19 protein-coding genes are annotated in these 23,231 nt (G+C 44.4%); 13 read left to right on the top strand and 6 right to left on the bottom strand.

Going from position 1 to position 23,231, the window contains the following annotated elements; all coding sequences use genetic code 11:
• Positions 1-125: 125 nt before the first annotated feature.
• On the bottom strand, positions 126-1,526 hold the full coding sequence (asnS, locus tag AB4249_RS02025; protein ID WP_017060416.1) for an asparagine--tRNA ligase: 1,401 nt from the start codon (positions 1,524-1,526) through the stop codon (positions 126-128).
• Between the two features lie 557 nt (positions 1,527-2,083).
• Between asnS and AB4249_RS02020 the strand changes: the two genes are divergently transcribed.
• The gene (locus AB4249_RS02020) at positions 2,084-3,574 is read left to right on the top strand and encodes a SulP family inorganic anion transporter (protein WP_372102246.1); all 1,491 of its coding nucleotides are present in this window, start codon (positions 2,084-2,086) and stop codon (positions 3,572-3,574) included.
• Positions 3,575-3,668: 94 nt separating this feature from the next.
• Here the strand turns inward: AB4249_RS02020 and AB4249_RS02015 are convergent, their stop codons facing one another.
• Positions 3,669-5,291, bottom strand: coding sequence for a methyl-accepting chemotaxis protein (locus AB4249_RS02015; protein WP_136982513.1), 1,623 nt, complete (start codon positions 5,289-5,291; stop codon positions 3,669-3,671).
• A gap of 501 nt (positions 5,292-5,792) precedes the next feature.
• On the opposite strand from AB4249_RS02015, the gene AB4249_RS02010 reads away from it, so the two are divergent.
• The gene (locus tag AB4249_RS02010) at positions 5,793-5,990 is read left to right on the top strand and encodes a hypothetical protein (protein WP_048611631.1); all 198 of its coding nucleotides are present in this window, start codon (positions 5,793-5,795) and stop codon (positions 5,988-5,990) included.
• 81 nt (positions 5,991-6,071) lie between these two features.
• Positions 6,072-7,214 carry an amino acid permease gene (locus tag AB4249_RS02005; RefSeq protein WP_372102314.1) on the top strand — a complete coding sequence of 381 codons (1,143 nt, stop codon included), beginning with the start codon at positions 6,072-6,074 and terminating at the stop codon, positions 7,212-7,214.
• Between the two features lie 133 nt (positions 7,215-7,347).
• On the opposite strand, the gene AB4249_RS02000 is transcribed toward AB4249_RS02005, so the two are convergent.
• The 3 genes from AB4249_RS02000 to AB4249_RS01990 form a co-directional block, all read right to left on the bottom strand.
• Positions 7,348-8,709, bottom strand: a complete 1,362-nt coding sequence (locus AB4249_RS02000) for an L-serine ammonia-lyase (RefSeq protein ID WP_017060420.1) — start codon at positions 8,707-8,709, stop codon at positions 7,348-7,350.
• 120 nt (positions 8,710-8,829) lie between these two features.
• Complete coding sequence (locus tag AB4249_RS01995) at positions 8,830-10,083, bottom strand: aromatic amino acid transport family protein (RefSeq protein ID WP_372102245.1); 1,254 nt, start codon at positions 10,081-10,083, stop codon at positions 8,830-8,832.
• Positions 10,084-10,392: 309 nt separating this feature from the next.
• Positions 10,393-10,992, bottom strand: a complete 600-nt coding sequence (locus AB4249_RS01990; RefSeq protein ID WP_102320451.1) for a CoA pyrophosphatase — start codon at positions 10,990-10,992, stop codon at positions 10,393-10,395.
• Positions 10,993-11,295: 303 nt separating this feature from the next.
• Between AB4249_RS01990 and AB4249_RS01985 the strand changes: the two genes are divergently transcribed.
• Entirely contained in the window at positions 11,296-11,838 is a 543-nt protein-coding gene (locus AB4249_RS01985) for a heme NO-binding domain-containing protein (protein ID WP_065584176.1), read from the top strand.
• A 1-nt stretch (position 11,839) separates the two neighbouring features.
• Positions 11,840-13,558, top strand: a complete 1,719-nt coding sequence (locus AB4249_RS01980) for an ATP-binding protein (RefSeq protein WP_102320450.1) — start codon at positions 11,840-11,842, stop codon at positions 13,556-13,558.
• A 142-nt stretch (positions 13,559-13,700) separates the two neighbouring features.
• Here AB4249_RS01980 and pabB read toward each other — a convergent pair whose 3' ends face one another.
• Entirely contained in the window at positions 13,701-15,080 is a 1,380-nt protein-coding gene (pabB, locus tag AB4249_RS01975; RefSeq protein ID WP_372102244.1) for an aminodeoxychorismate synthase component I, read from the bottom strand.
• Positions 15,081-15,334: 254 nt separating this feature from the next.
• On the opposite strand from pabB, the gene AB4249_RS01970 reads away from it, so the two are divergent.
• The 8 genes from AB4249_RS01970 (at position 15,335) to AB4249_RS01935 (ending at position 23,226) form a co-directional block, all read left to right on the top strand.
• Positions 15,335-16,852, top strand: coding sequence for a fumarate hydratase (locus tag AB4249_RS01970; protein ID WP_102320448.1), 1,518 nt, complete (start codon positions 15,335-15,337; stop codon positions 16,850-16,852).
• Between the two features lie 164 nt (positions 16,853-17,016).
• Positions 17,017-17,202, top strand: coding sequence for a hypothetical protein (locus tag AB4249_RS01965; RefSeq protein WP_004734731.1), 186 nt, complete (start codon positions 17,017-17,019; stop codon positions 17,200-17,202).
• Between the two features lie 199 nt (positions 17,203-17,401).
• Positions 17,402-18,775 (top strand): YcjX family protein, encoded by a 1,374-nt coding sequence (locus tag AB4249_RS01960; protein ID WP_017067718.1) that lies wholly within the window; start codon positions 17,402-17,404, stop codon positions 18,773-18,775.
• A 14-nt stretch (positions 18,776-18,789) separates the two neighbouring features.
• Positions 18,790-19,842, top strand: coding sequence for a YcjF family protein (locus AB4249_RS01955; protein WP_102333205.1), 1,053 nt, complete (start codon positions 18,790-18,792; stop codon positions 19,840-19,842).
• Between the two features lie 123 nt (positions 19,843-19,965).
• On the top strand, positions 19,966-21,510 hold the full coding sequence (tyrR, locus tag AB4249_RS01950) for a transcriptional regulator TyrR (RefSeq protein WP_017067720.1): 1,545 nt from the start codon (positions 19,966-19,968) through the stop codon (positions 21,508-21,510).
• Positions 21,511-21,528: 18 nt separating this feature from the next.
• On the top strand, positions 21,529-22,116 hold the full coding sequence (rimJ, locus tag AB4249_RS01945; RefSeq protein ID WP_065584184.1) for a ribosomal protein S5-alanine N-acetyltransferase: 588 nt from the start codon (positions 21,529-21,531) through the stop codon (positions 22,114-22,116).
• 152 nt (positions 22,117-22,268) lie between these two features.
• Positions 22,269-22,742 (top strand): DUF2947 domain-containing protein, encoded by a 474-nt coding sequence (locus AB4249_RS01940; RefSeq protein WP_017060433.1) that lies wholly within the window; start codon positions 22,269-22,271, stop codon positions 22,740-22,742.
• Between the two features lie 268 nt (positions 22,743-23,010).
• Entirely contained in the window at positions 23,011-23,226 is a 216-nt protein-coding gene (locus tag AB4249_RS01935) for a hypothetical protein (RefSeq protein WP_372100853.1), read from the top strand.
• The last annotated feature ends 5 nt before the right edge of the window (positions 23,227-23,231 follow it).

Here is a 23,231-nt window from a genome sequence, read left to right as displayed (position 1 = left end):
AATGAGTCTCAGATAGTGGTACGCAGAAACAGCCGTCGTCTCGTTTTATTCCGAACATAAAAAAACCTCCGCAAGTGCGGAGGTTTTTGTTTGTTCTTAACTTTTAATATCGAATAGGTTTCGAATTAGAAGTTTGCAGAGCGTGGTGTACGTGGGAATGGAATCACGTCACGAACGTTACCCATACCTGTTACGTAAGATACTAGACGCTCGAAACCAAGACCGAAACCAGCGTGTGGCACTGTACCGTATTTACGTAGGTCGCGGTACCAGCTCATGTGCTCAGGGTCGATACCCATAGCAATCATACGCTCGTCTAGAATGTCTAGACGCTCTTCACGTTGTGCACCACCGATGATTTCACCGATGCCTGGTGCAAGTACGTCCATTGCTGCAACTGTTTTGCCGTCGTCGTTTAAGCGCATGTAGAAAGCTTTGATGTCTTTCGGGTAGTTCTTAACAATAACAGGTGCTTTGAAGTGCTCTTCAGCTAGGTAACGCTCATGCTCAGAAGACATGTCGATGCCCCACTCAACGTCAAACTCAAATTTCTTACCAGAGTCTAGTAGGATTTGGATTGCGTCAGTGTAGTCAACTTGTGCGAAATCAGCGTCTACGAATTGCTCTAGACGAGTAATTGCTTGCTTGTCGATGCGAGAAGCGAAGAACTCAAGGTCGTCGCGGCGCTCTTCAAGAACAGCAGCGAAAACGTACTTAAGCATGTCTTCAGCCAGTTTCGCTACATCGTTAAGGTCTGCAAACGCAACTTCAGGCTCAACCATCCAGAACTCAGCTAGGTGGCGGCTTGTGTTTGAGTTTTCAGCACGGAACGTAGGACCGAACGTGTAAACCTTGCTTAGTGCACAAGCATAAGCTTCAGCATTAAGTTGGCCAGATACTGTTAGGAACGTCTCTTTACCGAAAAAATCTTCGTTGAAGTCTACGTCGCCTTTTTCAGTGCGTGGTAGGTTTTCCATGTCTAGCGTAGAAACACGGAACATTTCACCAGCGCCTTCTGCATCAGATGCAGTAATAAGCGGAGCAGAAGTCCAGAAGAAACCTTGCTCGTGGTAGAAACGGTGAATCGCTTGAGATAGACAGTTACGTACACGTGCTACTGCGCCAATCACGTTTGTACGTGGACGTAGGTGAGCAACTTCACGAAGGTACTCGATAGAGTGACGCGTCTTAGCCATTGGGTAAGTGTCAGCGTCTTCAACCCAGCCTACAACTTTAACGTCAGTTGCTGCTAGTTCGAAGTCTTGACCTTTCGCAGGAGACTCAACAATCTTACCCGTTACTTCAACAGAGCAGCCAGTTGTTAGCTTTAATACTTCGTTTTCGTAATTATTAAGATTATTAGGAACCACGGCCTGAATCGGGTCGAAACAAGAGCCGTCATAAATGGCAAGGAAAGAGATTCCAGCTTTGGAATCACGACGTGAACGGATCCAGCCGCGAACAGTTACTTCACTGTCTACCGCTAGCTTGCCGCCAAGTACGTCTGTTACAGGCGCGTAAGTCATGTTGATTTCATTCTCCATTGAGGGACAAATTCAACTCAAAGTCTCTGGCATTGCTGCAAATAAATATACATTTGCACAATAATTAGCCGAAACATTAAGTTGTATAAACTTTTTAAATCGATTGAACATATTACCTGTCATACCGACAGCTTCAACCTTTATTCTTGCTTGGTGAAAGAAATATTGTGTCTACTGACGATAAATAGGTTTGAGGGTGTGTTTTTTGTTCGATCTTAGCGTCAGCCTTACCTTTCACCCTATGTGAGCTGCTGAACGAGCATGGCGTAATCGAAACCTTTGTTTTCAATAATGGGAGTGTGATTGTGTTGAGACTCACTCTATATTGGCGCGGATTCAGTCATTTTGGACTTGATCACCTTCTTAATTTCCCACTAAAGTACAAGAGGAGTTTAATATCTACGTGTTAATTACGCCGCCTTAACCCCTGCATTCTCTCTACACCCGCACTTTTCGAGCGCTCGCTCATTCAAGAAAAACAGTCGATCAAATTATGTCTCAACAAGGCAGGACTGGCTGTACAAGTAAAAGAGAATTACATGCTTAATTATTTAAAAAAACATTGGTTATCAAACGTTAAAGGAGATTCATTATCTGGGATTGTGGTTGCACTCGCATTGATCCCTGAAGCCATCGCATTTTCAATTATTGCAGGCGTTGACCCTAAAGTAGGGCTCTATGCCTCGTTCTGTATTTGTGTCGTCACTGCTTTGGTTGGCAGTCGTCCGGGAATGATTTCCGGTGCAACAGGCGCTATGGCGCTACTAATGGTCACTTTAGTGAGAGAGCACGGACTAGAATATCTACTCGCCGCTTCATTTCTAGCTGGCGTCATTCAGATCGCAGCTGGGTATCTCAAGCTTGGTAACCTGATGAATTTCGTTTCCAAATCGGTGATTACTGGATTTGTTAACGCGCTCGCCATTCTAATTTTCATGGCTCAACTTCCTGAATTAATCAACGTCTCTTCAAGCGTTTACGTGTTAGTCGCTTTGGGTTTGGCGATCATTTATCTGCTTCCTTATTTTCCCAAGTTTGGTCGTGCAATACCTTCCCCACTGGTCGCGATTGTTGCTCTGACAATCATTAGTTTGCTCTTCGGCTTAGATGTGAGAACGATTGGCGATATGGGCAAGCTTCCCGATTCACTGCCTGTGTTCTTGATTCCTAATATTCCATTCACGTTTGAGACGCTTGCAACCATCCTGCCATATTCGATTGCTCTGTCTCTGGTTGGCTTGTTGGAATCCTTGATGACAGCGACCATAGTCGATGACCTGACTGATACTGAAAGCAATAAAAACAATGAGTGTAAAGGGCAGGGCGTTGCGAACATCGTGGCTTCCCTTTTTGGTGGAATGGCGGGCTGCGCAATGATCGGTCAGTCGATCATTAACATCAAATCAGGTGGCTTAACCCGATTGTCCAGCATGATCGCTGGGGTGGTTTTGTTGCTAATGGTGGTGTTTGTTTCTGATTGGTTGAAGCTGATACCGATGGCCGCTTTAGTGTCTGTGATGATCATGGTTTCTATCGGCACATTCTCATGGCGTTCCATTGTTGAGCTTAAAGATCACACACTGCCAACCAATGTAACCATGCTAGCAACCGTGGCGGTGGTGGTGTTTACTCATAATTTAGCAATAGGTGTTGCGGTTGGCGTGGTGCTGTCGGCTCTGTTTTATGCACATGCCAGCAAATCCATGGTGTTTATATCCGATGAAGTCGTGACAAACGAAATGCACACCATTCACCGAGTAAAAGGCCATGTCTTCTTTGCTTCGTCAGATGCGTTTGTCGACTTATTTGATTATGACAACGCGACCTCTTTAGTGACCATCGATATATCGGATGCGTCATTCTTAGATAATACCTCGGTCGAGGCGCTTGATAAGGTTGTGTTCAAGTTCCGTAAAAAAGGGGCTTACGTTGAAGTGTCAGGAATGGATAGCGTGAGTGCGAACCTGATAGTCAAACACGCGATGTATCACAAGCATAAAGACTTAACCGCGGTTTCCATTACGCACTAATCTTGGTTTACGGTTCTTTTAAAGCCTGAAAGCCTGAATTAGACGTTGCTATGAAGATAAAGCGCTCATTGTTGAGCGCTTTTTTGTTGGCGATCTATGACTTCTTCTTTGTACTCGACAAAGTAAACTGATTAATCAGCGATTCAAGATGATCAGATAGCTCTTCTAAGTCATTGCTGATGTTGCGAGTTTCAGCCGCGGATTGCGATGTGTTGTTGGCGTGAGAGGTGATGGTTTCAACCTTTTGTTGAACATCTTGAGTCGCTTGTGTGGTGGATTGCGTTTGCTGCTGAATATTCTGTGCGTGAGCCAGCACCTGTTTCATCTCTTCGACCACACCATTCATTTCAATTGAAAGTGCGTCGATATCGGTTGAGCTTTGATGGGCTTGTTCGCAAACGCGATCGGCAGAAGTCAGCGACTCTTCGCTGCCTTGCTGGAACTGATGAATGATTGACTCAATACTGCCTGTTGCTTCAGCGGTTCGTGATGCAAGATGGCGAACTTCATCAGCCACCACCGCAAACCCACGACCTTGTTCTCCCGCACGTGCCGCTTCAATTGCTGCATTCAAGGCCAGAAGATTGGTTTGGTCAGCAATGCCACGAATCACACTCAATATTGAAGAGACCTCTCCGGTTTGCTCATTGAGTGTCAGTATTTTGTGTTTCACTTCTTCTATGCTGCTAACGAGGTTTTTTATCTCACTGCTTGCTTCGTGTGCTTGGTTGGCACTCTTACACGCCACATCAGCGGTGTGATTGATAAGCTCTGAAGCCGTTAAAGTCGCTTGTTCTACATTGACTTGCTGTGCCTGTATTCCTTCGACATTATGTTGCACTTCGGCGGTTTCGCTTTGCTGGTCACTGGCGGCTTGCTCGGTAATTTGCGCGACACTAGTCAGTTGGTTGGCAGACGCATTCAGTTTGTGCGAGGTGTTTTGTACCTTTTCTAAGCTGTCGGATACGGTTCCCATGAACGAGTTGATGGAGTTAGCCAGCGTGCCAATCTCATCCTTGCTTTGTTCCGGCAGGCGAGTGGATAGGTTTTTATCGTTGCTGACTTGGGTCATAAAGCGAGAAGTCTGTTGCAGCGGGCGCACGATAATCTTACGAATTAATCCCATCGTAAGGACAAATCCGGCAAACGAGATCACTGCCATAATGCCAATAGCAGCCATGGTTTGAGTGTTAATCAGCGAGTTAACATGGTTAAGGTTATATTCGAGACGAATCGCACCCAAGACTTCACCTTCTGGTGCCATATGACAGGCGACACAATTGGTTCCTCGGTAATCTTCACTCGACTTCATTGGCAGAGCAATAACCAAGCCTTTGCCCCAATCAGCAGAAAAAGGTTCGATAACGGTTTCGCCCGCTAGCGCTCGTTTATCAATATCGTCAACCGGTGTTTGGTTGTCATTACCTGGGCCATATAACTTGCTGACAGCGTCGGCGCGTAAAACACGAACGTCTTCAATGCCTTCTTGAGCCAGTGCTTTCTGACGAAGGGTCTCTTTTTGTGCCATGGTGCCGGTGAGCATCATCATATTGAGGCTATCGAAGTAGTTACTTGCTTTGTCGTGAAGCTGCTCACTTAACACTGAGTTTACAAGTTGCTTTTGTTGCGAATATTGGAAATAGGTCGATATTGCCAGCAAAAAGGTGAACACGATGGCGAGGGCCACTAGGATTTTAAAGGTGATTGTTGAGCGCATAAGGTGTTTGTTTTTATTAATTATAATGACGCAAATACTGTACTAGTAAGAATTCCTACCACCTATGGGGTATAACGAATTGTGTGACCACACTCCGGTTGTGGTTATGTTTCTGTGATGTAGCGAGTTTGTGTCGTGTCTGATGTTGAAATGGAACGCGCTTCAAGCTCCTCGCTGTTCTTAAAACAGACTGTTGTTTTGGGAAAATTGAAGTGCACCATCGAGTTTTGATTGTGCTGATAATTAGAAAAGCCTAGGTTGTTAATTAGTTCGATGTATTTGTCCGCTTGTCTTTTATCAATAAAGACTATTGTTTTAGACGACTTAGTGGTCAATTTATATCCAAATGGTTGTTTTGTTCAATTTAATAGCAAAAATTGTGGTTATAGCGTTGTGTTTCGAGGCTCATTCGATAAGATGAAAAGACCTCTATGATAGAGGTAGGGCAGCAACGGATACGCTGCTTCAAATACTATGGAATGTGACTTATTGGACACATACATGAAATTCAAGATTACATCACCGATTATTGAACCTACGGAAGGTTCACCACATCAGTTAATGCTTACTCACGCTTCTCGTTTTACCTCTTTTAAGACAAGCTCCCCTTTGAACGCCCTGTTCGACAACGTCTCTGCACGCTTCTTTACCGCTTATCGCTCCTATTGTTATTCGTTTTATAACTTTATTTCTATCTGAACTCCTTTGTCATCCGCTCGATGAACGAAGACTCACATCTATAAAAACTAAACAAATAAGTTAAAAACAATGAATATTAAAATGATGGGTAGCTCCCTAATTATCGCTGGTACCGCTCTCGGTGCTGGTATGCTTGCGATCCCAATGGTATTAGCTCAATTCGGATTGCTTTACGGCACACTGCTTATGGTACTGATCTGTTTCGGTACGACTTACGCAGCATTACTACTTCTAGAAGCGACCATCAAAGCGGGTGGCGGTCTAGGATTAAACTCTATTGCCCGAAAAACCTTGGGTAAACAAGGTCAGTTGCTTACCAACGGCTTGCTATACGCGTTGTTGATTTGCCTATTAATGGCTTACATTCTGGGCGCAGGTGACTTGCTGAGTAAGTTACTGTCTAACTTTGGCGTCGAAATTACCGCGACTACCAGCCAAACCGTGTTTACCTTGCTTGCTGGCGCAGTAGTCGCAAGTGGTACTGGTGTGATTGATAAGCTCAATCGAGCATTGTTCTTCGTGATGCTTGCTAGTTTGTTTGTAACCATGGCCTTCTTAGCGCCGAGCATGACTCAAGAAAACTTGATGCAGGTAACCAGCCATGACCACGTTGACCTAATCAAAACCAGTGCCATCCTGTTTACGAGCTTTGGCTTTATGGTGGTGATTCCAACCTTGGTTTCTTACAACCACGAAGCGACAGACAAACAGCTGCGTAACATGGTGATCATCGGTTCTCTGATCCCATTAGTGTGTTACTTGTGTTGGTTGTTTGCGGTAGTGGGCAACTTGAGTGAAGAGCAATTCAGAAGCTTTGAGAACGTATCAGATTTGATGGCGGCGTTTGAGGCTCAGTCTCCTTGGGTGGGTAACGTCTTGTCTACCTTCACTGGCTTGGCGTTGTTGACTTCTTTCTTTGGCGTAGCAATGGCGTTGTTCAACCAGAACAAAGACATGTTCAACCAAAATACAGCGGTAACGTACTGCATTAGCTTTATCTTGCCGTTGGCGGGTTCATTGCTTGCTGCAGACAAGTTCCTACAAGTGCTGAATTACGCAGGTATCATCTTGGTGTTCCTAGCGGTGTTTGTTCCTCTGGTTATGGTCCACAAACAGCGTTTCATGAAAGTTGCTGATGACCGATACCGAGCAGAAGGTGGCAGCGCAATGATGTTGTTCTCACTGCTGTTTGGTTGCTTCCTGCTTATCTCACAAGTGATCTAGTTCTTTGGTCCATTATCTAAGATGCGAATCGAGCATCTTAGATATAAGTGGCCGGAATTCAGATACAAAAAAGGAACGCATCGGCGTTCCTTTTTATTATCTGCTGATTAAAAACAGATTGATTCAAAGGCTATCAACAAACAACCTTAACAGCCAAACCACCTTGAGAAGTCTCACGGTATTTAGCGTTCATGTCTTTACCTGTTTCTAGCATTGTTTCGATAACTTTATCTAGAGAAACAGTAGGAGCAGAAGAACGACGAAGTGCCATACGAGTCGAGTTGATTGCTTTAACTGCAGCAATACCGTTACGCTCGATACATGGTACTTGTACTTGGCCAGCAACTGGGTCACATGTTAGACCTAGGTTGTGCTCCATGCCGATTTCTGCAGCCATACATACTTGCTCAGGGCTACCACCCATAAGCTCAGCAAGACCAGCAGCAGCCATAGAGCATGCCACACCAACTTCACCCTGACAGCCAACTTCAGCACCAGAGATTGAAGCGTTACGCTTGTAAAGACCACCGATCGCGCCAGAAGCTGCGAAGTAACGGATGTAATCTTTCTCTGTCACTGTTTGGATGAATTTATCGTAGTAAGCCAATACAGCAGGGATGATGCCACATGCGCCGTTTGTTGGTGCCGTTACTACACGACCGCCAGCTGCATTTTCTTCGTTTACTGCGAAAGCAAACATGTTTACCCAGTCAACAACCGACATTGGATCATTGGTTGTTTTTTCTGAAGTCATTAGCTGTTGGCGAAGTGCTGCTGCACGACGAGGTACACGTAGTGGACCTGGCAGGATACCTTCAGTATTCATACCGCGATCCATACACTCACGCATCGTTTTCCAGATGTTAGCGAAGTAAGTGCGAGACTCTTCGTCTGAGTGGAATGCTGCTTGGTTTTTCATAACCAGTGTACTGATAGAAAGACCGCTTTCTTTACACTGATTAACCAGCTCTTCAGCTGTTGTGAATTCGTAAGGTGCTTTGATTGGGTTTTCTTCTTCTTTGCCGAAGTTCTCTTCGTCAACGATGAAACCGCCACCAATTGAGTAGTACGTTTTTGAGTATGCAACTTCGTCACCAACCCATGCATGAATGCTCATGCCGTTCTCGTGTAGAGAAAGGTTGCTAGTGTGGAAGTTCATACCGCCATCGCGTGGGAACGATACTGTATGACAGTGCATGCCAACAGGAAGGCGCTCAGTTTCTTCTACGCGAGCAATGAAGCCAGCAATAGAATCGATATCAACACGCTCAGGAGTATTGCCAGCAAGACCCATGATGATTGCGATATCTGTGTGGTGACCTTTCCCTGTCAGTGATAGTGATCCATATACGTCCACGGTGATTTTAGTGATGTCGCGCAATTTTCCCATTGAACGTAGGTCATCAATAAATTCTTTACCCGCTTTCATTGGTCCAACTGTGTGTGAGCTCGATGGACCAACACCGATTTTATAGATATCAAATACACTAATCATAGCGATTACCTCAAAAAGAGAGCCTCCCAAGGGGAGTAGGGAGGCTCATTTATTATCATTATATTTTTTGTCTAATCTCGCGATATAAGATGGATGCCATCTTATAAAAAGGGCTTGAGATTAAAGAGCGCCGTAGATTACAGAACTAATAGCCGCTAGACCACATAAAGCTGTAAAGATTTGCACAGGTGCTGAAGTTTTGTACTTAGCCATAGCTGGTACTTTCTGCATCGCGAACACAGGCATTAGGAACAGGATAGCTGCAATCATTGGAGCACCCATTGTTTCAATCATACCTAGGATACTTGGGTTAACTACCGCAACAATCCAAGTTGTAACAACGATGAACGCTAGAGATGCTTTTTCGATAGTGCTTATTGAAGAACCAGAGCGAGACTTGATTAGACCAACAAGACCTTCGTGAGCACCTAGGAAGTGACCGAAGTAGCTAGAAGTAATCGCTGCGAACGCTACTAGAGGACCCATGTAAGAGATAAGTGGAGACTCATGTACGTTTGCTAGGTAAGAAAGAACAGAGATGTTCTGTGCTTGTGCTGTTGCTAGTTGCTCTGGAGATAGAGAAAGCACTACAGAGAATACGAAGAACATTACAAAACCCATCAGCATCATTGCTGCGCCACCAGTGATCGCGTCAGTTTTCTTAACTGCGTCATCACCGTATACACGACGTTGCTCTTTAGAGAACTGTGAAATGATTGGGCTGTGGTTGAAAGAGAACACGATGATTGGAATAGCAAGCCAGATAATAGAAGGCATTGTTGACCATTCTGGGCTTACGTCCATCATTGAAGTGTTCCAATCAGGAACTAGGTAAAAAGATAGCGCTAGTAGGATGAATACTAGTGGGTAAACCATTGCTGAAGTTGCTTTAAGCATCAGCTCTTTACCGAATACAACACCTGCTGTCATAGCAAGGATAAGTGCACCAGAAAGAAGAGGACGAGGAATAGATTCCATACCCATTTGGTTTACTAGGAAAGAATCAACTGTGTTTGTGATACCAACACCGTAGATAAGAACGATCGGGTAGATAGCGAAGAAGTAAGCAAAAGTAATAATGTTTGCGCCAGTCTTACCGAAGTGCTCTTCAACTGTGTCTGTAATATCAGCTTCAGGGTTTTTAGCAGACAGTACGAAACGAGCTAGAGATTTGTGTGCGAACCAAGTCATTGGTGCCGCAGTTAGAGCTAGGATAACTAATGGCCAAAAACCACCCGCACCAGCTTTGATTGGAAGGAATAGTACGCCAGCACCAACTGCTGTACCGAATAGTGATAAACACCAGGTAAAATCTTTATAGTTAAACTTGCTTGAATCTTTAACGGCATTTGCCGAAGAAGTTGTTGTGTTCATGTTAAATTACTCATTTTTTGGGAACAGGAAATAAGTCGGGGCTAATTCTGCAGAATTTTCTTCTGCAAAAAATAGATCTAAATCATGTAATGAAACGGCGTGTCACATGATATGCGAAAAACGAATTTTTGATCACGAAAATGGCGTGCTACATGTGATTTATGTTTATGCCTGGTATTAGTTTTATTTATGCGAAAGGCGGGGTTGTATAGATTTATACCAGGGAAACGTTTGCGTAAAATTGCATTAATAAATCTGTTCCATAGAAAGTCTGGATTTTGTTAACAGAGATTAAACAAAACGTAGTTGCTATGTGATTCGTTGCAGTACGTGTTGCTGCAGCGATTGGATAATTTGCGCCGTAACGCCCCAAATTAGGTGCTCTTGGAAAGGCATCGCAAAAACCCGATGCTTGATTTGTTTAAAGTTAACAGTGTGGCTGTGTAACTTGGCTTGGTCTAAAACATAGGTAGCGGGTACCTCAAAAATTGAGGCAACTTCGTTCTCATCAATGATGGCTTCATAGTCAGGATCGACCATGGCAATAATCGGCGTCACAGAAAATTTACTAATAGTACTCAATGCTGGTAATTGCCCAATAATTTTAACTTGATCCGATCGAATTCCCACCTCCTCATGGAGCTCTCTGAGTGCAGTGAATTGCATAGAAGGGTCAGAAAGTTCGTGTTTACCACCAGGAAAGCTGACTTGGCCGGGGTGATGCTTTAAATGAGCCGCTCTTTTAGTAAAAATGACATGTAAACCATCTTCTCTTTCAACTAAACCTACCACCACTGCCGCTTTACGTAATTGCTCGCCACTGATGTGCGAAACACGCTCTACTGACTCAGGATGATAGCCAACGGTAGGGTTAAGTTGGAATTGCTGAAGGAAGTTTTCTTTATTCATATCAAGCCAATATATTGATTATTATGATTTTAAGTATAGACATAACCGTGGGTTGATTACCAATATCGAGTTTTTCTTCATTCACTTTCCCTCTTTTAGTTATCAATTGGGCGTCATGAGAGGCTGTTTACCGATGAATCTCCTCAAAATGACGATTTTTGCTATATTCAATATGTGCATACAGGCGAGTAAGCGTTACCCATGTCATAAAATTGGGTGACGAAACGTAGATTTTTTGTTTAAGAATTTGATAACAATAACTTAGTGGACCATTCTAAAAAGAAATAGAAGAAAAGGTATGAGATGAAAGGAATCATATTCACCGAATTTTTAGAGCTTGTTGAAGACAAGTTTGGGCTAGAGCTTTTGGAAGAAGTTCTAGAAATGTCAGAAGATGAAGGGATCTATACGTCGGTCGGCAGTTACGACCACAAAGACCTTGTCAGGTTGATTATCAACTTGAGTAAGAAAACCGATATTGATGCGGCAAGCTTGCAACGCGTGTTTGGGCAGTCTGTATTTAAGAACTTACTGGCCTCATTACCGAATAAAGCGAGCCTTGCTCACAGCAATACCACCTTTCAATTTATTCAGCACGTAGAGCGTTACATTCATGTTGAAGTGAAGAAGCTCTATCCAGATGCTGAGCCACCTGAATTCAGTTTTATCACCACGAACGAAGCACAACTTGTTTTTGACTACAAAAGCGCAAGGTGTATGTCTCATGTTTGCTTAGGGCTTATTGAAGGATGTGCTGAATACCACGGTGAATCTATCGCGGTGGAGATGACGCCACAAAATGATGACCAAAGCGTGGTTAGGTTTAATCTCAAAGTAGAAAAGTAATATGGATCTGGCATCTGCCCTAGAGAAGAAGCTTAAGCGTCAAATCGCGGCAAGGAAAGCGGCTGAAGGATTGTTGGAACAGAAGAGCCTCGAACTGTTCGAGGCTAACCAACAGCTTGAGCTTGCTTTGCGTCAGTTAGAAAAGCGCTCCAACGCGAATATACGCCGCATTGAATTCCAAGAACAAATCGACAACCTGTTGATTGATTTTGGGCGCGCGTTTCTAAGAAATGATCTCGATGATGTCATGCTATCTGAACTAACGACCAACGTGACTAACAGTTACTTAATCGAAGCCAGTCGTTTGATTCTACCTCCCAAGCTCATCCCTCAGTTACAGACCTATGATTATGGCGATGAGACTGTCGAGGTGTTAGAGCAAGACATTCAAGAACCTCATTGGCAAGACAACCTACTGACCGTGCCCTTAGAGGTTGAAAAAGTCATAGTTGGTGCGTTAATCGTCAGAGTCAGGTTGTTAGACCAAGACTACGAGTTTATCCAAAGCCAACTGTTGTTGGTCACGGACCTTATCTGCAGTGCCTTAACCCATCAACTAGCAATCAACCGAAATATTGAATCACGTAAACGAGCGGAAGAGTCCGAAAGGGCAACGCGTGACTTTGTGGCCATGATTAATCATGAGTTAAGAACTCCACTTAATGGCTTACTAGGTAGTGCCGAGTTGATCAGTGATACCGAACTGAATAGCTCTCAGCGTGAGATAGTGAACAACCTGAGCCAATCTGGAGAGTTTCTCCGAACCATCATTAATGATCTATTGGATTACAGCAAAATTAACGCAGGGATGTTAGAGCTTATTCCAAAGAAATTTGCCCTGAATGACTTGCGAAACACGATTGATAGTATTTTCGTCAATCGAGCAATCGAGAAGCAGCTTGAATTTAATATCAGTGTTGCGTCAAATGTTCCCTCCCATTTCCAAGGCGATTTAGAGCGCATCACTCAGCTGTTTGTGAACTTAATCGGTAATGCGATTAAATTTACAGAAGAAGGACATGTGAATGTCGATATCGAATGGGACAAAAACCAATTTGTTTTCTCTGTAGAAGATACTGGAGTCGGAATTGCTGAATCAGCACATAAGACGCTGTTTGAACCTTTTACGCAGGCAGATAACTCAAGTAGTCGGAACTATGAGGGTACAGGACTTGGGTTAGCGATTTGTCGCAAACTGGTGGCTCTGATGAATGGTGATATTGGGGTGACCAGTGTCGTTGGTTCAGGCACGACGTTTACCATCTCGATTCCTCTTCAAGTTGTCGATGTTCCGGCAGAGAGTGATAGTGTCGCCAAGGGCTTTGAGTATGAGGCGGAATTGTCACTACTTAAAGTGCTGGTGGTTGATGATATTAAGATGAACCAGATCATCATCCAACAGATGCTTCGTAAACATGAGATTGAACCAGCTATTGCAAGTAATGGTGTCGAAGGGTTTGAGCTCGCGTCAGACAACGAATACGACATTGTATTCATGGATTGCAGAATGCCTGTTATGGACGGGTTTGAAGCAACAGAGAAGCTAAGAGAGAAGGGTTACGTTAAATCTATTGTGGCACTGACCGCCGGAACGACATTGGAAGAACGCGAACGTTGTATTCAGTGTGGAATGGATGACATTTTGAGTAAGCCTTACACCGCCAACGATCTGAAAGAGATGCTCAAGAAGTGGGGTGTCTCAGCGGTGAAGGTCGCTTAAACACGCGAATAAAGCGTTGTGAGTTATGTACTCTAACTTACAGACTAAAAAACCGAAGTGATCTTACGATCCTTCGGTTTCTTTTTATATCGAACTTTTGCTAGCCGTTAAGCTACGGAACTCGCAGTTAATGACACTAGGTTTAGCAATCTTCAAGTACCGGTAGAATTCGACTCAGCTTATCCAGTGTTTCTTGGTATTCAGAAGCACAATCACTATCAAATACCACACCACCGCCAGCCCAAGCATAAAGCGTGTTGTTCTCGGCGACTAATGTACGAATGGTAATACTGGTATCCATTCTGCCATTTCGGCTGATGTAGCCAATACTGCCGCAGTACGCTGAACGTCGATGCGGTTCTAACTCTTCAATGATCTGCATCGCGCGAACTTTTGGTGCGCCAGTAATCGAGCCTCCAGGGAAACAGGCTCTCAGAAGGTCAGTTGCAGAGTATTGGTCATCAAGGTCCGCTCGTATCGTGCTCACTAAGTGGTGCACGGCAGGGAAGCTTTCAATATCGAAGAGCTTTGGTACATGCACTGTGCCCGGTTTTGCTACTCGGCCAATGTCATTACGAAGTAGGTCGACGATCATCAAGTTTTCCGCCTGATCTTTATCGGCGCTTGCTAGGTCTTGCGCGTTGGCATTATCAATCAGCGGGTCCTCAGAACGAGGTCGTGTGCCTTTGATTGGCTTGGTTTCAATGACGTTGTCTTTGAGTTCTAAGAAACGCTCTGGCGAAACACTGATGATTGCGCAGTCGGCCAAACGGATAAAACCCGAAAAGGGCGCTGAGTTGTACTGTTCTAACTTGTCATAAGCCAGCCATTCACTACCTTGGTATTGGGCATTGAAGCGCTGAGCTAAGTTAATCTGATAGCAGTCCCCGGATAACAGGTACTCTTGAACACTATCGAACTTAGTGGCGTAGCTCTCTTCGCTCATATTGGATTGCCACGGTGTGGTTAACCCAAAGGGCGCATGTGATAGGTGTGATTGAGCCATCTGCTGCATTAGCCAATCATGATGTTCATCGATATTGCTACCGACAATACACGCCGTTTTCAATTGGTGGTCAACGATAACAGCCCATTCATACAAGCCAACTGCCATGTCAGGTGCTTCAATATCACGCTTTGCGAGTGATGGAAGTGTCTCGACTCTGCGCCCTAAATCATAGCTAAAATAGCCTAAAGCGCCGCCAACGAATGGCAACTGAGTGTGCTCTTTAGTCGCAGGCAATAATTGTTGCTGATATTGGTCGAGTAGTTCGAAAGGATCAGAGTCTGAAACCTCGCACGTCTCATTAACATTAACGGTCGTTTCTGCACCGATTGTCTCGAAGGTGGCGATGGGTTGAGCAACTAAAATATCGTATCGACTATCAACGTGGCTTTCTGAAGCGGAGCGTAATAGCATTGCCCACGGCAGGTTTTCAATATGGGAAAACAGCTGTTTAGCTAAAGTTGATTGATATTCAAGCGGCTTGATTTGGATAGAGCGAAATTCGTTGTTATTCATTTGTTTAATTTGTGACAAAGAGTTCGATCACTGCATGGCGTGTGAGAGGAAGCAAGAGTATCATAAATTGAAAATAAAATGGGTTCTTGATTAGAACGGTGTAATCCAAGTGGTTTAGTTTAAAGCTATGCAAGCGATTGCTAAAGCAACTAAATACAGCTCAACACAATAAAAAGCTAAACCACCTAATTCGATTTGGCACATATAGTCAAACTGTGAACCCACATGGAACCAGAACAATAAAGAGGCATGCAATGACGGTTATTCGTAAGCAAGATGTGATCAGCAGTGTCGCTGACGCACTTCAGTACATTTCTTATTATCACCCTTTAGACTTTGTCCAAGCCCTAGAAAAAGCGTACGAGAAAGAAGAGAGCCAAGCAGCTAAAGATGCGATCGCTCAGATTCTTATCAACTCGCGCATGTCTGCGGAAGGCCATCGTCCAATTTGTCAGGATACGGGTATTGTTACTTGTTTCGTGAACATCGGTATGGATGTTAGGTGGGAAACGGATCAAACAGTACAACAGATGGTTGATGAAGGCGTTCGTCAAGCTTACAACAACCCAGATAACCCATTGCGTGCATCTGTCCTAATGGACCCTGCAGGTAAGCGTATTAATACCAAAGACAACACACCAGCGGTTGTCCACATTAATATGATTCCAGGCAACAAAGTTGAAATTCAAATCGCGGCTAAGGGCGGCGGTTCTGAGAACAAAACCAAGATGGTTATGCTGAACCCTTCTGATGATATTGCAGAATGGGTAGAGAAGACGCTGCCAACAATGGGTGCAGGCTGGTGTCCACCGGGTATGCTAGGTATAGGCATCGGCGGTACGGCTGAGAAAGCAGCTGTGCTAGCGAAAGAATCTTTGATGGAACACATCGATATCCAAGAGCTTATCGAGAAAGGTCCTGAGAACGCAGAAGAAGAGCTTCGTTTAGACATCTTCAACCGTGTAAACAAGCTTGGCATTGGTGCACAAGGTCTTGGCGGTCTCACTACTGTGGTTGATGTAAAAATCAAAACAGCACCAACTCATGCTGCTTCTAAGCCTGTATGTTTGATCCCGAACTGTGCAGCAACGCGTCACGTTCACTTCACACTAGATGGCAGCGGCCCAGCAGAGCTAACGCCACCTAAGTTAGAAGAGTGGCCAGACATCACTTGGGAAGCGGGCGCAAATACACGTCGTGTTAACCTTGATGAAGTGACTAAAGAAGACGTACAAGAGTGGAAGACCGGCGAAACGGTTCTTCTGTCAGGTAAGATCTTAACCGGTCGTGATGCTGCTCATAAACGTATTCAAGGCATGCTAGAAAGCGGCGAAGGCTTACCAGCCGGCGTTGATTTCAAAGGCAAGTTCATTTACTACGTGGGTCCTGTTGATGCTGTAGGTGATGAAGCGGTAGGTCCTGCGGGCCCAACAACTTCAACACGTATGGATAAGTTCACTGACATGATGCTGAACGAAACTGGCATTATGGGCATGATCGGTAAAGCGGAACGTGGCCCTGCAACGGTTGAATCAATCAAAGAGCACAAAGCGGTTTACCTAATGGCGGTTGGTGGTGCAGCTTATTTAGTCGCAAAAGCAATTAAAAAAGCACGCGTTGTTGCGTTTGAAGATCTCGGTATGGAAGCGATTTACGAGTTTGAAGTTGAAGATATGCCTGTAACGGTAGCGGTTGACTCTAACGGCGTGAACGCACACCAGATCGGCCCTGACACGTGGAAAGTGAAGATTGCTGAAGCTGAGAAAGCGTAATTAATCGACGCCAAAAAATCGTAATTGTCGCTAACTTCAGCGTTTGAATTGCAATTTTTGACAGAAAGTTAAAGACAAAAGTGCAGCATTATCTGCACTTTTGTCTTATTATCAATGATATAGTGATAAACACATAGTTTGATATAAGAACATAGGAGAGAGGAATGCCTCGTTTTATTCAGATCCTACAGATTATCTTGGCAGTGGTGATTGGTGCTTTTGTTGGCTACGACCTGATCTTGAAAGGGATCAGTATCTTTGATAATAAATACGTGACGATTACATGTGCGCTTTGGCTAATTGCAGAGATTGCACTGTTTGTTATCTACAAGTTGATTGAAGACGATTAGACGTCGGATATCGTGCAAAAATTCTAAAGCCCCTGATTATGAATGTAGTCAGGGGCTTTTATTCATCTAGCATTAAGAATGTGTATTGCATACTCATCAACATAAGCAAAAGCATACAAACTATCCCAACGGGGAAAGAACATAGGCTTGCCTTTCTATTATCATAACCAGCTAGCCTAACTATCACGGAGTCGTTCAAATGAAACACCTAACTCAAGAAATGAGTGACTTTATAAGCAGAGGAACGGATTCTCATATTCGAGTAGCGGTCACGGGGCTCTCTCGTGCGGGTAAGACAGCATTCATTACTTCGCTGGTTAATCAGCTTCTTCATACGTCTACCCACAAAAACTTGCCACTGCTTGCATCTGCGAGAGATGGAAGAATTATTGGCGCAAAGCGCATCCCGCAACACAACATGATGATTCCACGCTTCTCTTATGATGAAGCGATGGAGTCGTTGAATGCACAGCCACCAGAATGGCCAGTGCCAACGCGTGATGTCAGTGAGATTCGTCTAGCAATCAAATATAAGCCTGCGAAGGGCGCGAAAAAGCTACTGAGTAAAAACAGCACCCTTTATCTCGATATTGTCGATTATCCAGGTGAATGGCTGCTTGATTTGCCGTTACTGGATATGGACTTCGATACCTGGAGCCAATCTCAGTTTGCCGCATTGAAAGGCGACAGAGAAACTTACTCGCAACAGTGGAACGCCATGCGTGGTGATATCGATTTGCTAGCAGAAGCGGACGAAAAGAAACTGGTCGCGATTGCCGATAGCTACACTCAGTACCTTCATACTTGTAAAAGTAACGGGCTGCATTGGGTACAACCGGGTCGATTCGTATTACCCGGTGAGCTTGAAGGCGCGCCTGTGTTGCAATTCTTCCCGTGCATCGCACCTGAGGGTAAGTTCTCAAAAACAAGTAACTATGCGGTACTGAAAGCGCGTTATGAAGAGTATCAACAGAAGGTCGTCAAAGCGTTCTACAAGAATCACTTCGCGACGTTCGACAGACAAATCGTGCTAGTGGATTGCTTACAGCCACTTAATGCGGGCTATGACTCTTTCATGGACATGCGTGGCGCGTTAGAACAGTTACTTAAGAGCTTTAAGTACGGTCGAAGCAATATCTTAAGACGTTTATTCGCGCCGAAGATCGACAAGATCTTGTTTGCAGCCACAAAAGCTGACCACGTGACACCGGATCAACATCCGAACTTGGTGTCACTGTTACAACAGATGGTGCATCCAGCTTGGCAGCAGGCGGCGTTTGAACACATCGACATGAGTTGTATGAGTATCGCGTCTATTCAAGCGACCAGCGCGGGTTATATCTCGTCGGGTTCAGACAATGTTCCGGCGTTGCAAGGTGTGACTTTGGATAATGTCCCTCAAACCATGTATCCGGGAGAGGTGCCGCGTAAGTTGCCTAATAAACAGTATTGGGAAACCAACCAGTTTGATTTCACGAGCTTTAGACCGATGGAGCAACATTCCGATGAGCCTTGCCAACATCTAAGAGTCGACAAGGTTTTAGAGTATCTCATTGGCGACAAGTTGAAGTAATTGAGGCAATCAAAATGAGTGAATTAAAAACAAAGCAGGTCTTTAATGAACCGTTGAAGACCTCTTTTGATGAGCAAGACAAGAGTGACGTTGGCCCGGATTTAGGCGCTCAACAACTGTTCACAGAGCAAGAGAAATTTGTCCCTGTCGCACCGCAAGTGAAAGCTGATCTTGATGGTGAAGCTGAGCAGCAATTGGAACAAGTGATTCGACCGAGCAAAAAGAAGAAGTGGTTTGGAACGGGTTTATTGGTCGCTTTCTCTGGCCTAGTTGGATGGCAGGCAATTGATTCGGTCATTACCGCGATTCAATCGGCTGACTGGCTGGCGTTAGGTTGGGCAGGCTTCATTGCTGCCATTGCTTCATTGGGTTTAGGCGCAATAGGCAAAGAGCTGTGGAAACTGCGTTCACTTAAAGATCACTTTAGTGTGCAAGAGCAGAGTGAAGAGCTACTCCAAAGTCAAAGTGTCGGCAAGGGCAAAGCGTTCTGTGAAAACATCGCCAAGCAAGGTGGCATTATCGCTGAGTCTCCTTCGTACGATAAGTGGCGAAACAGCATTAACCCAGCACACAGTGATGCAGAAGTGTTGGATATGTACGATGCGTTAGTCGTGAGTCAACAAGACAAAGTAGCGACTCAAATCGTCACTAAGTTTTCGACCGAATCGGCGGCTTTGGTCGCGGTGAGTCCATTGGCGGCGGCTGATATGTTGTTGGTGGCTTGGCGGAATTTCACCATGATAGACAAGCTTGCTGATGTGTATGGCATTGAGCTTGGCTACTGGTCTCGCATTAAGCTATTTAAACTGGTGTTAATCAACATGGCCGCTGCAGGAGCAAGTGAGCTCGCGATTGATGCAAGTATGGATCTCGTCTCGATGGATCTTGCAGGCAAAGTCTCAGCTCGAGCAGGGCAGGGGCTAGGTGTCGGTATCCTTACTGCAAGACTGGGCTTAAAAGCCATGACATTGCTGCGTCCTATGCCTTGGCATAACGAACGAAAAGTAAAACTGGCAGACCTCCGCAAAGCCGTCCTTTCTGAAATAAAGCGTATCACTCTTAAATAAAGCATTTGAAGCTCAATAGTTTGAGAAGAAGAGTAAACATATGTTTACTCTTCTTCTTGACTGAACTCAGAGCTTAATCCACACTACTGTCAACTTATCCTGACACCTATAATAGGACTATTTGTGCGTCTTGAAGTATTGTGTGAAGACAGACTCGGCTTAACGCGTGAGTTGCTCGATATCTTGGCCTCAAAAAGCATTGATTTAAGAGGAATCGAAATTGATGTTAAAGGTATTATTTATCTAAACTGCCCTGATATTGATTTTGATGCTTTTAGTGAACTTATGGCTGAAATTCGCCGAATTTCAGGTGTGAAGGATGTACGTAAAATCCAATTTATGCCAAGCGAAAGGCATAACACAGAGCTGATTGCTCTGCTGGCAAACCTACCTGATCCTGTTATTGCGATTGACCTTAAAGGCTCAGTCGATATGGCTAACCACGCTGCATTGAACCTTTTTAATAAGCAAGAAGACGCAGTCATCGGTGAACCGCTAGCGACGTTTGTTCCTAGCTTTAACTTTGCTCGCTGGATCGAAGGCGATGTAACGCGTCATCGTGAAGTTGTCGTGTTAGATGGTTTAGATTTCTCTATTGAGATCCTGCCGATTTACCTTGGTGGTGATGTCAACGAAGCGGTACTGGCAAGCGCAGTAATGACGATTCGCTCTTGTAATCAAGAGATGAACTCGCCAGATTCAATCCCAGAACAGAACAACCTAGGTTTCGAACACTTTGTTGGTGTCTCTAATCGCCATAAAGCCTTGATCAGCCAAGCTAAGAAATTGGCTATGCTGGATCAGCCTCTATTAATTGAAGGCGATACAGGGACAGGCAAAGAGATGTTGGCAAAAGCGTGTCATAACCGTTCAAATCGATCGTCTTTCCCATTCTTGATTCTAAGCTGTGCATCGATGCCTGATGACGTAGCGGAAACGGAATTGTTTGGTCATGCGCCGGGTTCATTCAACCATGAGCAAGGTCATAAAGGTATTTTCGAACAAGCGAATGGCGGTACCGTATTTTTAGATGAAATTGGCGAGATGAGCCCGCATCTACAAATCAAGCTGCTGCGTTTCCTACAAGATGGTTCATTCCGTCGTGTTGGTGAAGAAGAAGAGATGCACGCTGATGTTCGTATTATTGCATCAACGCGCCACCGTCTTTCTGAATTAGCCGACTCGGGTTCGTTCCGTGAAGATTTGTTTTACCGCTTGAATGTACTGACTCTGTCTATCCCTGCATTGCGTGAACGCTCAAACGACGTAGCGCCACTGTTGGAACTGTTCGTTGCAAAGTACGCGCAGCAGTTAGGTATGTTAAAACCAAAACTGACTCAAGAGTTAGTCGACCAGCTTGGTAATTACCAATGGCCGGGCAACATTCGTCAGTTAGACAACATGGTTCTACGCGCACTAACAGAGTTGGATTCAGACACGCTAACGGTTGAGCAATTCCACTTGCCACAGCTTGAAACAATGACGGCTGGAATGGCGAACCTGAGCTTAGACGGCTCGCTCGATGAGATCATGAAAGACTATGAATCTCAGATTCTAGAGAAGCTTTATCAGTCTTTCCCATCAAGCCGTAAGCTAGCAAAACGTTTGAATGTTTCTCATACCTCAATTGCGAATAAGCTTCGTGATTACGGTATCAGAAAGAACTGATCGAATAAGAACAAGATTATGGAAGATTTGAGTACACCAGAGCGCATTTATAAGCATGATGGTAATCTGATTCTACGCACGGCTGAAATCGATGATGCTGGCATGATCAGCGAGTACTTTCAGGTTAACAGAGAGTATCTGAAACCTTGGGAACCGATTCGCGAAGACGCGTTCTTTGATAGAGCGAGTTGGGCGCAGCGACTGATCAAGTTAAACGAGCTTCATAAAATGGGGCTAGGCTATTACTGTTTACTGATTAACGCTGACTCTAATGAAATGTTAGGCACCATATCGTTCAGTAATTTGTCTCGTTTCCCGTTCTACGCTTGTAATGTCGGTTACTCATTGGCGCAAAGTGCACAGGGCCACGGTTACATGCGCAGAGGTTTGAACATGGCCAAAGACTACATGTTTGATGTGCAGAACATGCACCGCTTAATGGCGGGCTACATGCCTCACAACGAACGCAGTGCTGGCGTATTAGAACATCTTGGTTTTGTCCGAGAAGGTTTTGCTAAAGACTACCTACAGATTAACGGTAAATGGGAAGACCATATACTGACGGCATTAGTTAACCCAAACTGGGAAGATAGACGCGCTGTATAGAGATCAATAGTCATTAGGCGTAAGTACCAATTAAGCGTAAATACAGATTTAGAGGCAGTGACGACATAGATAAAATGAAACCGTCACTGCATCAAAAAGAACAGATAGGCATGGTAAATCCATCAGCCTGAGAAGATATTTGAGGAATTTTGATGTCATACACAACTTTGGACGAATACCAAAGAAAATGGATTTTCACACACCAGTCAATGCCGCTGCCGGCAGAGGACTTGGAAAAGATTAAGCCAATGACACAGGCGAGAGCTTCTCAGTTCTGGAAAGAGAACGTGAGCCCTCAAAGCCCAGACGCAGAACGACTGAGCTCGCAAGACTGGCCAAGCAAAGCATCGAACTGGAATGAAGAGATCAGCTGGATGGCGCATTGGGAAGCGGATGAGCCTGAAATGCCAGAAGAGATTCTTAACTTTATTGATTGGCAAGATGACGTAACTGTTTATTTTTGTTATGAAAAGTACAATGTTCTTGAAACCAAATGGGCGATTTTCAAGAAGCATTGGAAGAACTTTTTGTTCTACGATGATGGCCCGATTTTAATCGGTCGTCGTCGTTCAGAAGCCCTTTGGTTTGCTACCAATGGCAAGGTGAAAATCGGTAACCGTGCTTAATCTCGGTGTGATTTAATCGAGTGAGTGTTGGTGTTTCGATCAACAGATAGAAAAACAAAAAGCGAGCATCGAGCTCGCTTTTTTTGTGCCTAATGATCTTCGAAGATCATGGGGAAAGACCCACTATTTGAGCCCAACTAAAGGTGACCATATCCACTCATTTAAAGCGAGTGAATTACGAAATTGAGATCGCTATCTCATTGGGTTAGTTGAAGTTTCATGGGGTTGAGCTATCTTTATATTACTGCCTTAGTGGAGGTGAAGTATTATGATTTGGGATACTCTCGAACGTGTAAATAAACTTCGCAAGGAAGCAATGGAGGATCCAGAGTTTTTGGATTCAGCAAAAATGCATGAGGAATGGCTTTTAAGCGAAACTCATAATCAATCGAACAAAGGAGCAAAAGAGAAGAAACCGAAAAAACTATCTGACATTTATGAAAATACGGATTTTCCTATCAACCCAATTGGAACCAAACATTAACAATG

Origin of the sequence: Vibrio sp. 10N.261.55.F4 (assembly GCF_041470465.1) — a bacterium.
GTDB classification, from domain to species: Bacteria; Pseudomonadota; Gammaproteobacteria; order Enterobacterales; family Vibrionaceae; genus Vibrio; species Vibrio crassostreae_C.
This window is presented reverse-complemented; position numbering and strand designations above follow the sequence as displayed.

Coding starts and splice junctions, on each gene's coding strand:
- AB4249_RS02010 (WP_048611631.1), top strand. CDS start 5,793: ATGAAATTCAAGATTACATCACCGATTATTGAACCTACGGAAGGTTCA.
- AB4249_RS01960 (WP_017067718.1), top strand. CDS start 17,402: ATGAAACACCTAACTCAAGAAATGAGTGACTTTATAAGCAGAGGAACG.
- AB4249_RS01995 (WP_372102245.1), bottom strand. CDS start 10,083: ATGAACACAACAACTTCTTCGGCAAATGCCGTTAAAGATTCAAGCAAG.
- AB4249_RS01965 (WP_004734731.1), top strand. CDS start 17,017: ATGCCTCGTTTTATTCAGATCCTACAGATTATCTTGGCAGTGGTGATT.
- AB4249_RS01940 (WP_017060433.1), top strand. CDS start 22,269: ATGTCATACACAACTTTGGACGAATACCAAAGAAAATGGATTTTCACA.
- rimJ (WP_065584184.1), top strand. CDS start 21,529: ATGGAAGATTTGAGTACACCAGAGCGCATTTATAAGCATGATGGTAAT.
- AB4249_RS01970 (WP_102320448.1), top strand. CDS start 15,335: ATGACGGTTATTCGTAAGCAAGATGTGATCAGCAGTGTCGCTGACGCA.
- AB4249_RS01980 (WP_102320450.1), top strand. CDS start 11,840: ATGGATCTGGCATCTGCCCTAGAGAAGAAGCTTAAGCGTCAAATCGCG.
- AB4249_RS02005 (WP_372102314.1), top strand. CDS start 6,072: ATGATGGGTAGCTCCCTAATTATCGCTGGTACCGCTCTCGGTGCTGGT.
- AB4249_RS02015 (WP_136982513.1), bottom strand. CDS start 5,291: ATGCGCTCAACAATCACCTTTAAAATCCTAGTGGCCCTCGCCATCGTG.
- AB4249_RS01955 (WP_102333205.1), top strand. CDS start 18,790: ATGAGTGAATTAAAAACAAAGCAGGTCTTTAATGAACCGTTGAAGACC.
- AB4249_RS01990 (WP_102320451.1), bottom strand. CDS start 10,992: ATGAATAAAGAAAACTTCCTTCAGCAATTCCAACTTAACCCTACCGTT.
- pabB (WP_372102244.1), bottom strand. CDS start 15,080: ATGAATAACAACGAATTTCGCTCTATCCAAATCAAGCCGCTTGAATAT.
- AB4249_RS01985 (WP_065584176.1), top strand. CDS start 11,296: ATGAAAGGAATCATATTCACCGAATTTTTAGAGCTTGTTGAAGACAAG.
- asnS (WP_017060416.1), bottom strand. CDS start 1,526: ATGACTTACGCGCCTGTAACAGACGTACTTGGCGGCAAGCTAGCGGTA.
- AB4249_RS02020 (WP_372102246.1), top strand. CDS start 2,084: ATGCTTAATTATTTAAAAAAACATTGGTTATCAAACGTTAAAGGAGAT.
- AB4249_RS01935 (WP_372100853.1), top strand. CDS start 23,011: ATGATTTGGGATACTCTCGAACGTGTAAATAAACTTCGCAAGGAAGCA.
- AB4249_RS02000 (WP_017060420.1), bottom strand. CDS start 8,709: ATGATTAGTGTATTTGATATCTATAAAATCGGTGTTGGTCCATCGAGC.